This is a genomic window from Vibrio maerlii (genome assembly GCF_003415655.1).
In the GTDB taxonomy this organism is placed as follows: Bacteria; Pseudomonadota; Gammaproteobacteria; order Enterobacterales; family Vibrionaceae; genus Vibrio; species Vibrio maerlii.
This window is the reverse complement of record NZ_QRHC01000012.1, coordinates 70,741-83,259: the sequence shown is the minus strand read 5'-3', so window position 1 is coordinate 83,259 and position 12,519 is coordinate 70,741. Positions and strand designations below refer to the sequence as shown.

Sequence of the window (12,519 nt, the reverse complement as noted above, 5' to 3'; positions counted from 1 at the left end):
TCCTAGCTTTTACCTGCTCGAATGAAGCCAGCATGCCCTTTATTGATGAAATGCTTGGTCATCATGCTATAAATCTGATGTCCATAGGGTTGACTAAGCGCTTTCTGCGCTAACTTTTTAAGCTCTTTTGAATCACTGTGGCGTAGTAGGTATTTAACTTTGGCGACATTCGAGTTGTTCATGCTAAGTGTGTCGTAACCAATCCCTGTGAGTAGCAAAGCACCAAACGGATCACCAGCCAATTCACCACAAACACATACCGGCAACTGGTGGTGTTTACACATATCATAGATGTGTTTCAGCGCCATGATGACAGATGGGTGCAAAGATTCATACACATCGGAGACACGTGCATTATTGCGGTCAACAGCTAAAAGGTATTGGGTCAGGTCATTGGTACCAACAGAAACGAAATCGATCTTATCTGCCATGAGCGGAAGTAGATAAAGCATGGATGGCACTTCAAGCATCACTCCAACTTGAGGCCGTTCTAAAGACGGCTCAAGAAGCTTAACTTCTTCATAAGCCTGTTCAATCAGCGCCAGTGCGTCATCTAGCTCTTGGCTACCGGAAATCATCGGCAGCAAGATACTAAGGTTTGGTGAGTGGATACTCGCTTTTAGCATCGCACGCAATTGGATAAGGAAAATATCAGGATGATCGAGTGTGAAGCGGATACCTCGCCAGCCTAAAAATGGATTGTCTTCTTCGATAGGAAGATAAGGCAACGCTTTATCACCACCAACATCTAGCGTGCGCATCACGACACGTTTGTTCGGATACGAAGACAACACCGCTCGATATTGCTGAGTCTGCTCTTCTTCTGACGGAAAGCGTTGTCGTAGGAGAAATGAAATCTCTGTGCGATACAAACCTACGCCATCTACCCCACGATTAAATGCGATGTTGCTATCCGCACTCAAGCCTGCATTAAGTAATACCTCAATCTTTTTACCATCACGGGTAATGGCTTCCTCAAGCAGGTCTTTCTCGACCATCGAACTCAGTTCAGACTCTTGCCCGACTAGCTCACGATATTCTTCAAACAGTTGAGGAGACGGATCGATATAAACATCGCCGCTATAGCCATCAACGATCCCCACTTGCTTGTTAATATGCTCTAGGCGGACCTGAGCCCCCATCACTGCCGGTACACCTAATGCTCGTGATAGAATTGCAGCATGCGAATTTGCGGCGCCTTCAATCGAAACGACAGCAAGAAGCTTATCTTTTGGCATTGAAGCCAAAATAGTCGCGGTTAACTCACGCACAACCAATATTACTGGTTGTTCAAAATGGTATTGCTCAGACTCTGCATTGTGCAAGAAGTAAAGAAGACGTTGCCCTAGCTCCCGAATGTCTTGTGCGCGTTCTCTGAGGTAAACGTCACTCATCTTTGCAAAGCGGTTAGAATAAGACTCCACCACTTGTCTCAATGCCCAATCTGCGCGATCACCTTTTTTGATCTGAGCTTTAAGATCACTGCGCAGCATCGGATCATTCAATAAATGGGTGAAAAGGTCAAAGATCGCTAGCGTGTCTTTATTGATGTCACTATCGAGCTTTTTGCGCATGCGACGAAAATCATTCAACGCACTCTCAATCGCGACAACAAGACGCTCTTGTTCTTGTTCAATGTTTAGCGTCGACGCAGGATAAACCTCTGAAAGCTCAGGTTGATTGTCATCACACCAAAATGGACCGATTGCAACACCAGAAGAAGCTCCAATGCCCTTAATCGATTGATTATCAGCATCAGATAACAACCAATGCCCTTGCTGTTGAGCATGAGCAATCGTCACGGCGATCTGAGCCGCTAAGGTAACTAAGAATGATTCTTCAGATTCGTCGAATAACCGTGGTGATTTTTGTTGGATCACTAAAACACCCAACACCTTTTTACGGTGGATTATCGGTGTTCCTAGGAAAGAGTGGTAAACGTCCTCGCCTAATTCAGGAAAGAACTTATAGTTGGGGTGGTCAGCCACTTCTGCCAAGTTAATGGGTTCAGCAGAGCGACGGACTAAGCCAACAAGACCTTCTTCATAATTGATGTGGATCTTGTTGCCTTTGAACTTAAGACCTTGAGTCGCCATTAACTCAAGGCGCTGATGCTCATCATTAGCAAGATAGACAGTGCAACATTCAGTTTTTAGGGCGTCACAAGTCTCTGTCACCAAGAGTTTTAATGCTTGGTGAACATCATCCACTCTTGATACGTGTTCAACTATATCCCTTAACTGGCTGAGCATGCCTATCCTCTACGAGCTTTTCGCTTTTGCTTAATTTTCCTTTCCCTAAAAGGCATTGCCATTGAAGCAAACTCTTTCATTGCCCGACGATACACATCCCGCTTAAAAGAAACTACTTGCCTTACTGGGTACCAATAGGACACCCATCGCCAACCATCAAATTCAGGGGTACTTCCGCGCTGCATATTAATTCTCGATTCATCACAGTCGAGACGCAGTAAGAACCATTTCTGTTTTTGCCCGATACAGACAGGCTTTGAGTCCCAACGAACTAGGCGCTTTGGCAGTTTATATCTTAACCAATGACGGCTAGTCGCAACGATCTTCACATCTTGTTTAGTAAGACCGACTTCTTCATACAACTCCCGATACATTGCTTGTTCAGGAGTTTCACCATCGTCAATTCCACCTTGCGGAAATTGCCACGAATGTTGTCCGTATCGTTTAGCCCAGAATACCTGACCATGGTTGTTACAAATCACAATACCAACATTAAGTCGGTAACCATCGCCATCTATCACGGCCAACCTCAATATAAATTTTTAATTACTTTGATTTTTCCACATATCCCCAACGGGAGCAAACTTAGTAGGTGGATAAACCCAATATTTATTGGCTAGCGCTCATTTTTGAATAACTTAGATGTTAAATTTGAGTTATCAACACAAGAATGAGATATAAGCCACATTTATTCACGTTTTCTGTGTATAACTTTGTGAAGAATTCACAACAAGCTAAAAAGTGAACGCCATTTTGATTAAACATCAACCAGTCAGATCTGTGCACATTTAAGTATAAATCAATATTTTCAATAACTTAATTTGAAATTTCAGAGTTGTTAAATAAAAGATCATTTCAAGATCTAAACTGGACTTAGATCGAACAAAGATTAACCACACATAGCAATATCCACAGAAGCAAGATTAAGCTTCATGCCACCCCCTAAATATCAAGCATTTATTCGCAGAAAACCACTGTTTATTCATCCAGAAAACTCAATTATCATTTGAACAAAAAAACAACTGTGGATAACTTATTATTAAAGTTATCAGATCCGTTCTGTTTGCTAACAGCAAAAGATCTTTTCTGATAGAATCAAAACCAAGATCATCTCCAATCACAGTTATGAAACCAGAACCCACCTCCGAATCAGAACTACTTGACCGTGCTAGAGCCATTGCTGGTTTCAGCTACCTAGAACTCGCGAAAGAAGCAGGGATGACGGTACCTAAAGATCTCACCCGAGATAAGGGCTGGGTTGGTCAATTACTTGAATGGCATTTGGGGGCACCATCCGGCAGTAAGCCGCAGCAGGACTTCCCTGAACTAGGGATCGAACTCAAAAGCATTCCGATCAGCTATACCGGAAAACCACTTGAAACAACCTTTGTTTGTGTTGCGCCATTAATCGGTATTCATGGCCTTACATGGGAGACCAGTCATGTAAGGAACAAACTCTCAAAGATCTTATGGTTTCCAGTTGAAGGTGAACGTGAAATTCCATTATCAGAGAGGCATGTGGGATCACCACTACTTTGGACCCCTTCAGCAGCTCAAGAAGCTCAACTAAGAGCGGACTGGGAAGAGATCATGGAAATGATCGTGCTTGGTCAGATCAATCAAATAACAGCTAGGCATGGCGAGTCTCTACAGCTACGCCCAAAAGCGGCGAATGGTAAGGTTAAGACGGAAGCCTACGGACCAAACGGAAGCATTATAAAAACACTTCCGCGTGGCTTTTATTTACGGACCCAGTTTACCGGACAGATCCTCGAACAACACTACGCGTAACCAACGGTTCGAAAGACCAACAGGCCCTAGTGGGATACTAAGGACAGTTCGATATCATGATAAGCGGCTTCCCCTTCACTCCCAAACTCATCATATGCGTTGTGTAACCTCAAATAAGCTTTTGAAAAACCCAACCTCAGTAACTCTTCTTTTACTTGTTCAAGAGAAGAAAAGTGAATAGGTTCTTCGTCGAGTTTAATTGGCTCGAGTTTGTGCTTATATTCCACTGCTAATAAGTATTGGGAAATGTCAGCACAGCCAATTACAAAGACTTTTGGCACTTGATAGCTATCTTTATGGTAGCCATGCAACCAGCGATCTAATTGATGCTTCTGCATACACAGTTCCTCCAAAACACTGAGTACAACGACTCATTATTACAATTGTAGACAAAGATCCTCGATATAACGCACTTCCCCTACGATCAACTAACGAATATATTGGTTAAATGTAAATACAAAGGGAAAGCACGAATGGAATACAACAAACTCCCTCACTCTAGTTTAGAGGTCAGCAAGATTTGCCTTGGCACAATGACGTTTGGTGAGCAAAACACCGAGAAAGAAGCCTTTGAGCAGTTAGACTACGCATTGGAGCGCGGGGTCAACTTGATCGATACGGCCGAGATGTACCCCGTACCACCAACAGCCAAAACTCAAGGTAAAACGGAAGAGTACATAGGTAACTGGATAGCAAAGTCCGGTAAACGCGAGAAAATAGTTCTTGCTACAAAGGTAGCAGGTCCACGTAATGTTCCGCATATTAGAGAGAACATGAGTTTAAACCGTCGCCATATCCATACGGCTATCGACGATAGTTTGCGTCGCCTTCAGACTGATTATGTCGACTTGTACCAGCTTCACTGGCCACAAAGGAAGACCAACTGCTTTGGCCAGTTGAACTACCCTTACCTAGATGAGAACGAAGAAGTTACACTGATCGAAACTCTGGAAGCGCTCAATGATTTAGTCAAAGCGGGTAAGGTACGTGAGATCGGTGTATCAAACGAGACACCATGGGGCATCATGAGCTTTCTAAAACTAGCAGAAAAGCATGATCTACCAAGAATGATCACTATCCAGAACCCATACAGCCTACTCAACCGTAGTTTTGAAATTGGTTTATCTGAAATCAGTCACTACGAGGGAGTGAAGTTACTTGCCTACTCTCCACTCGCGTTTGGTTGCTTAAGTGGCAAGTACTTAGATGGCGCAAAGCCAGTAGGTGCACGTTGCACTATTTGGGAAAGATTCTCTCGATACTTTACGCCGCAGGGAGTAAAAGCAACAGAGGCTTATGTCAACCTGGCCCGTGAACATGGTTTAGATCCAGCACAGATGGCGTTAGCGTTTGTTAATCAGAGACCGTTTGTCGCATCCAACATCATTGGTGCGACAAACTTAGACCAGCTAAAAAGTAATATTGATAGTTTGGATGTCACTTTAAGCGACGAATTACTTCAAGGACTTCAAGAAATTGGAACTACCTACTCCAACCCTTGCCCTTAACTCGTTGCGGGGCTAGTGAAGCGCTAGCCCCATTCTTTAAGTCACTATTCGCGCACTTAGAACACGACGAAGATGACGAACTCGACGTTCAACAGTCACGGCTTCTGGCTCGCTATGACCACCGATAGGGCGACCATCAACTTCAATACCTATATCTTTTAGTAGATGGATATTTTCCCATGGCAATTCGTAGCTGCTACGACGAACTTTCCGTTTCCACTCTCGCTCTTCACGACGAAGATCGGCATAAACAAGTGCTGTTGCTAACTTTAGATAAATTGAATGACGCATAATATTTCTCCAGTTTTATATGGACTAAACTGAGAAACGGCAGCTATAGAAAGGAGATAAATCTGAGTACTAAGCTACCATTTCCGCAGCCTAGTATTAGGATACGGATCGATTAGTTCGGTTTATCTTGCATAATGATCGCGGTTTCAGACGCCAATACTGGAGACGAAACTGCGGTAATGCATCGATCATCAGAGGCAAAAACATTGAATACGAAATGAAGATGTTTCATGTTTGCCTCCTAGCTAACTAATTGATCCTAATAAAGTAATTTAAGTAGAAAGACTGTGCTTTCTACATGGTTAAATTCTAATCATATGAAACTATTATTCAACCGAAGATATGAACATTGATTAAAAACAAATCAATATACTGTTGATTAGCCAATCAATCTTTTAATTTCGAAACTATTCACCATCTTTGGCAACACCTATAGAACATAAAAACAACAAACCACGCCGGAGCGTGGTTTGTTTATCTTTATAAAAGGGTTAAAAAGCAGTTTTATACGATCGTCTCAGTAATAAGATTGTGTTTGTTCAGCAAACGGTACATAGTCGCGCGAGACACACCCAGCTCTTTAGCCGCTAAAGATACCTGCCAATTATGCGACTCTAATACCATCAAAATGGCATCTTTTTCCGAACGTTCGCGAATTGATTTTAGACTTTGCTTGGTATCTCTTCGCTTTGGCAAATCAATATGTCCTTCGTCCACCACAATGCTATCTGACATCAACACAATACGCTTGATTTGATTAATGAGCTCACGAACATTACCCGACCAATTATGCTGGCTGAGCATCTGCATCGCATCGTCAGAAAAACTACGAGTACGTGCATTATATTCGCGCGCTAACTCATTCAAGAAATGGCGAGCTAGGATTGGAATATCTGTCGAGCGATCTCTCAGGCTAGGCACATTAATACGCAATACATTGATATAGTGATAAAGCTCCTCGCTAAACTCATGCTCAATGATCGCTTTCTCTATCTCAGAAGAATTTGCTGTCAAAACCCTGACATCCAACTCCATGGTGCCAGAATCTGTTTCAATTGCGCTAGTTTGCAGGAACTTAAGAAGATTCTGCTGCTGACTTGAGGGCATACTCAATATGTCTTTAAAGAAAACTGTACCACCCTGTGTTTGCTCTAATAATGAAGTACTGCCCGGCATTACTCCAATACCAAAGATGTCTTTCTGCATTCGCTCTTCGGAGAGCGCTCGGCAATTCACGACCTTAAATGGCATTTTAGCCCTAGAAGAGGAGTTATGTACTGCTTTCGCTGTCAGCTCCTTCCCTGTTCCGCTATCTCCAACAATTAAAATACTCACGTCGGTTGGCCCTACTCGCTTTATTTGATCGCGTAGTCTTTTAATTTGGACCGATTCACCAATGAGCCCCATATCTGCAGTCGAACCATGGTACGGCCAGACTTTCTTTTCAAGTTTAAGCATTCCCAACTGGTGACCAATAGTACTCAGTAGCTGTGCGTCAGGGATAGGTGCAGTAAAGAAGTCGATACAGAAGTTAACGATGAATTGGCAGATAGTATCGGAGCTAAGTTGAGACTCTCGAATAAATGCAATCCAGCGTACATGCTTGTGAGTGCTTACTAGGTTGGCAATACCATTCAAACTAAACTCATCATGACTCAGGTCAACAACACCAATGCATGGGCCGACTTCTTCAATAACCTGATCCGCTTTGCGTAAATCTGCACATTGAATACAGCGCCACCCGACCTGCTCTAATACTGATAACCAAGGTTCGTAGGTACCACCAACAACAACGAGAGATCCTGGTATTGAATCCATTCGGAACTGAGAACTCATGAAAGCCAACCTTAAAATTAATAGAGCAAAGTCCAGCATGCTCTGTAGAAATTTATAAATAATCTAAAGGACGATACATTAACTCATTCTCGCCACAAATTAATGTCTCACTATTGAGACTAGCACTAAAACAGAATTATTCTCATCTTTGCTTAGTTACAGGTACAAAAAAACCGCCAAGTGGCGGTTTTTTATCTAAATTCTATTTTAGCTTACGCTTGTGGGCGCATCGCTGGGAATAGAATCACGTCACGGATTGTGTGCGTGTTAGTGAACAGCATTGCTAGGCGGTCGATACCGATGCCTTGACCTGCTGTTGGCGGTAGGCCGTGTTCTAGTGCTGTGATGTAGTCTGCATCGTAGTACATTGCTTCGTCATCACCAGCATCTTTCGCGTTCACTTGCGCTTTAAAACGCTCGTCTTGGTCTTGTGCATCGTTAAGCTCTGAGAAGCCATTCGCTACTTCACGGCCACCGATGAAGAACTCAAAACGGTCTGTGAAGAATGGGTTGTCATCGCTACGACGTGCTAGAGGCGAGATGTCAGCTGGGTAGCCAGTGATGAACGTTGGTTGGATTAGCTGAGGCTCAGCCGTTTCACCAAAGATCTCTTCTAGAAGCTGACCACATGTCCAGAACGTTTCTACTTCTACGTGTACTGATTTCGCGATTGCTACCATCTTGTCACGGTCTTGTAGATCCGCTTCTGTTAGCGCTTGAATCTCAGCGTGGTCAGGGTTGTACTGCTTGATCGCATCGAACATGCTCATGCGTGCGTACTTACCACCAAACTCAACCGTTTCGTCACCGTAAGGCATAGAAGTCGAACCAAGAACGTCCATTGCTGCCGTGCTTAGCATCTCTTCTGTTAGATCCATAAGATCTTTATAGTCAGAGTACGCTTGGTAGAATTCCATCATTGTGAATTCTGGGTTATGACGTGGCGACAGACCTTCGTTACGGAAGTTACGGTTGATCTCGAATACACGGTCAAAACCACCCACTACTAGACGCTTCAGGTAAAGCTCAGGAGCAACACGTAGGTACATGTCGATGTCTAGCGCGTTGTGGTGAGTGATGAATGGACGAGCCGTTGCACCACCAGGGATTACGTGCATCATTGGCGTTTCTACTTCAAGGTAGCCTTTCGCGCTCATGAAGTTACGGATTGAAGATACAAGCTTAGAGCGCACGATGAATGCGTTACGAGAATCTTCGTTCACGATCAGGTCAACGTAACGCTGACGGTAACGCATCTCTTGGTCAGTCAGGCCGTGGAACTTCTCTGGAAGTGGACGAAGTGCCTTAGTTAGCAGCTCGTAAGACTCCATGTTCACGTAAAGGTCGCCTTTACCTGATTTATGAAGTGCACCTTTAACACCGATGATGTCACCGATATCTAGACCTTGGTATTTCTCTTTCAGTTCTTTTTGAACATCTTTTGCTGCGTATGCTTGGATACGGCCAGATGTTTCTTGAATCGCTAGGAATGGGCCACGCTTAGCCATTACACGACCAGCGATTGCAACCACGTGGTTTAGCTCTTCTAGCTCTTCCTTCGTCTTTTCACCGAATTCCGCTTGAAGATCGCCAGCTAGGTGCTCACGACGGAAATCATTTGGGTGACCGTTTGCTTTGCAGCTCTTGCGGATGTGATCCAGCTTGCTACGACGCTCTGCGATCAGTTTATTCTCTTCAGGTAGAGAGCCTTCTTGTGCGTTTTCGTTTTGAACAGCATCAGTCATTTTCGATGTATCCTGTTTTCGTTAGTAACGAGTGTTTTTCGGTGAAAAGCTTACAGACCTGATTTCAGGCTAGCTTCGATAAATTTGTCTAGGTCGCCGTCTAGAACCGCTTGAGTGTTGCGGTTTTCTACGCCAGTACGTAGGTCTTTGATGCGCGAGTCATCTAGTACGTAAGAGCGGATTTGGCTACCCCAGCCGATGTCAGACTTGGCATCTTCGTTCGCTTGCTTCTCAGCGTTCTGCTTTTGAAGCTCATGTTCGAACAGTTTTGCACGAAGCTGTTTCATCGCCTGATCTTTGTTTTTGTGCTGAGAACGGTCGTTCTGACACTGAACCACGATATTGGTCGGTACGTGAGTAATACGTACTGCAGATTCCGTGGTGTTAACGTGCTGACCACCCGCACCTGATGCACGGTATACGTCGATACGTAGATCAGATGGGTTAATGTCGATCTGGATGTTGTCATCAATCTCTGGGTAGATAAACGCAGAAGCAAATGACGTGTGACGACGGCCGCTTGAGTCAAACGGTGATTTACGAACTAGACGGTGAACACCAGTCTCAGTGCGCAGCCAACCGTAAGCGTATTCGCCAGAGATCTTAACCGTTGCGCCTTTCAGGCCAGCAACTTCACCCTCAGATACCTCGATTACCTCGGTCTTGAAGCCTTTCGCTTCAGCCCAACGTAGGTACATACGAAGCATGATGTTGGTCCAGTCTTGCGCCTCTGTACCACCTGAACCTGATTGTAGGTCGATGTAACAGTCGGAAGCATCATGGTCACCAGAGAACATACGACGGAACTCAAGTTTCTCAAGTTTTGCTTCTAGGTCTGCAAGTTCTGGCTCGATCTCGTCAAACGTTTCTTGATCTTCTTCTTCAACAGCAAGCTCTAGAAGACCATCTACGTCTTCGACACCTTGCTCAAGGAGATCGATCGTTTCAACAACCGCTTCCAGTGCAGAACGCTCTTTACCTAGCGCTTGTGCGCGGTCAGGTTCGTTCCATACGTCTGGCTGTTCTAGTTCTGCGTTAACTTCTTCTAGACGCTCTTTCTTAGCGTCATAGTCAAAGATACCCCCTCAGGACATTCGTGCGCTCAGACACGTCCTGTAGGCGGTTTTTAATAGGATTGATTTCAAACATGTTGTCTCAACATTCATGAGTAGAATTTAACCGCAGAATTCTACTCAAAAATGTGACGAAGATACAGAAAAAAGTCGATCTTTACCTGTTTAAGTGGGGATATACAAAAGCTGTTGAAGTTTAACGAGCCTCTAGGTGGTCGACCATCAGTTGCAGAGATTGGTTACCTCGAAACTCATTAATATCGAGCTTATAGGCAAGATGCACTGTTTTGACAGAAGCATCAGGCCAACGTCTCAAGTCAACATTGAAGGCAATACCATCAATCATAATGTTTGTGGGGTGGCCTTTATGCAGAGGCTCTAACATCATCTTGAGGTGCTTTTCCCCCACTAACTTCTGGTGTAATACTTTGAATTCACCATCAAAGATTGGTTCTGGAAAGGCCTGTCCCCAAGGACCACCAGCACGCAACATTTCAGCCACGTGCATGGAGAACTCTTCCGGCTTCAACTCACCATCGGAGAGAATAATTCCCTTTAGCGCCGCTTCATCAAGGTCTTGTTTTACCGCTTCGTCGAACAGTCGACTAAAGCGCTCAAAGTCTTTTTCACGAATAGTTAAACCTGCGGCCATGGCATGGCCACCAAATTTTAGAATTAGGTCTGGATTTTGGGTGTCGATACGATCCAGATTATCTCGCATATGCAAACCAGGAATAGAGCGACAAGAGCCTTTGATTGTACCTTCCCCACCATCTGCAAATGCAATCACAGGGCGATGAAATTTATCTTTAATACGCGATGCCAAAATACCAATCACACCTTGGTGCCAATCACGTTGGAATAGTGCCAAGCCATAAGGCATATCATCATCACCGAACTGCAAACGCTCACAGAAAGCCATGGCTTCTTGCTTCATGCCATCTTCAATCTCACGTCGAGTTTGGTTTAAACCATCAAGTTCGCTGGCCATCCGACGTGCGGCGTGGATGTTATTGCTCATGAGCAGCTCAACACCAAACGACATATCATCAAGACGACCCGCTGCATTGATACGCGGACCTAAAGCAAAACCGAAATCAGCAGCAACCAAACGACGAGCATCGCGCTTAGCAACCTCAATCAAAGCCTGAATACCCGGACGAGCCTTGCCCGCGCGGATACGCTGCAAACCTTGATGAACCAAAATTCGATTGTTTTCGTCTAAGGCCACTACGTCCGCAACGGTACCAAGCGCAACCAAGTCAATAAGCTCCATAAGCTTAGGCTCAGGAACACCTTGCTCAGCAAACCAACCCAATTTGCGCATGTGAACACACAGTGCCATCATCAAATAGAAAGCAACCCCCACTCCAGCTAAAGACTTAGATGGGAAAGCACAATCTTCCAAATTTGGGTTAACCATCGCATCAGCAATAGGTAACTCATGACCCGGTAAGTGATGGTCGGTGACCAGCACATCGAGGCCTTGCTCTTTCGCGTATTTCACACCAGATATCGATGAGACGCCGTTATCTACTGTCATTATGAGCTGAGCACCAATCTCAATGGCTTGATCAACCACCTCGGGGCTCAATCCATAACCGTCTTCAAAGCGATTCGGAACCAAATAATCGACATTTTGGCTACCTAACATACGCAGAGCGAGTACCGACAATGCAGAGCTAGTTGCTCCATCAGCATCGAAATCACCGACAATAATGATACGTTTCTGCTCTTGAATCGCTTCAAACAACAGCTCAACCGCTTTATCGATTCCGCCGAGCTTTTGATAGGAGTGCAGACCTTTTGCTGCAGTCTCTAGTTGGTGCGGACCTTGAACACCGCGACTGATATAGATGCGTCGCAATAACTCTGGGATAGTGGTAGGAAGCTGTGATACGTCAACTTCTTCTCGGCGTTGTATCTCGATCATCATGAACTCATTATTTGAGGAAAGCTGTTAGCACAAGATGGATTTCTAGCGCTCAGGGATCTAAGCGCTAGAAACATTGGGAGCATTATA

General features: G+C 44.5%; 10 protein-coding genes. 2 read left to right on the top strand and 8 right to left on the bottom strand.

Annotated features, from left to right (window positions below):
- Positions 1-2: 2 nt before the first annotated feature.
- Positions 3-2,252: a phosphoenolpyruvate--protein phosphotransferase gene (ptsP, locus tag DPF91_RS18335; protein WP_117235899.1), complete on the bottom strand. Its 2,250-nt coding sequence runs from the start codon at positions 2,250-2,252 to the stop codon at positions 3-5.
- Between the two features lie 2 nt (positions 2,253-2,254).
- A complete protein-coding gene (gene rppH / locus DPF91_RS18330) occupies positions 2,255-2,773 on the bottom strand; it encodes an RNA pyrophosphohydrolase (protein WP_117235898.1) in 519 nt (172 codons plus the stop codon).
- 604 nt (positions 2,774-3,377) lie between these two features.
- Here rppH and mutH point away from each other — a divergent pair.
- Positions 3,378-4,043: a DNA mismatch repair endonuclease MutH gene (gene mutH / locus DPF91_RS18325; protein WP_117235897.1), complete on the top strand. Its 666-nt coding sequence runs from the start codon at positions 3,378-3,380 to the stop codon at positions 4,041-4,043.
- Positions 4,044-4,069: 26 nt separating this feature from the next.
- Here the strand turns inward: mutH and DPF91_RS18320 are convergent, their stop codons facing one another.
- Positions 4,070-4,381, bottom strand: coding sequence for a DUF6482 family protein (locus DPF91_RS18320; protein WP_117235896.1), 312 nt, complete (start codon positions 4,379-4,381; stop codon positions 4,070-4,072).
- A gap of 135 nt (positions 4,382-4,516) precedes the next feature.
- Between DPF91_RS18320 and DPF91_RS18315 the strand changes: the two genes are divergently transcribed.
- Positions 4,517-5,551, top strand: coding sequence for an NADP(H)-dependent aldo-keto reductase (locus DPF91_RS18315; protein ID WP_117235895.1), 1,035 nt, complete (start codon positions 4,517-4,519; stop codon positions 5,549-5,551).
- Positions 5,552-5,587: 36 nt separating this feature from the next.
- Here DPF91_RS18315 and DPF91_RS18310 read toward each other — a convergent pair whose 3' ends face one another.
- The 5 genes from DPF91_RS18310 to recJ form a co-directional block, all read right to left on the bottom strand.
- Entirely contained in the window at positions 5,588-5,842 is a 255-nt protein-coding gene (locus tag DPF91_RS18310) for a DUF1127 domain-containing protein (protein ID WP_117235894.1), read from the bottom strand.
- 504 nt (positions 5,843-6,346) lie between these two features.
- Positions 6,347-7,678: a sigma-54-dependent transcriptional regulator gene (locus DPF91_RS18305; RefSeq protein ID WP_117235893.1), complete on the bottom strand. Its 1,332-nt coding sequence runs from the start codon at positions 7,676-7,678 to the stop codon at positions 6,347-6,349.
- Between the two features lie 212 nt (positions 7,679-7,890).
- A complete protein-coding gene (lysS, locus tag DPF91_RS18300; protein WP_117235892.1) occupies positions 7,891-9,423 on the bottom strand; it encodes a lysine--tRNA ligase in 1,533 nt (510 codons plus the stop codon).
- 50 nt (positions 9,424-9,473) lie between these two features.
- Positions 9,474-10,572 (bottom strand): peptide chain release factor 2 gene (gene prfB / locus DPF91_RS18295; RefSeq protein ID WP_117235891.1). Its coding sequence is split into 2 segments (ribosomal slippage): positions 9,474-10,496 and positions 10,498-10,572, totalling 1,098 coding nucleotides; the frame shifts between segments, so codons are not numbered across the junction.
- A gap of 120 nt (positions 10,573-10,692) precedes the next feature.
- Entirely contained in the window at positions 10,693-12,429 is a 1,737-nt protein-coding gene (gene recJ / locus DPF91_RS18290; RefSeq protein ID WP_117235890.1) for a single-stranded-DNA-specific exonuclease RecJ, read from the bottom strand.
- Between the last annotated feature and the right edge of the window lie 90 nt (positions 12,430-12,519).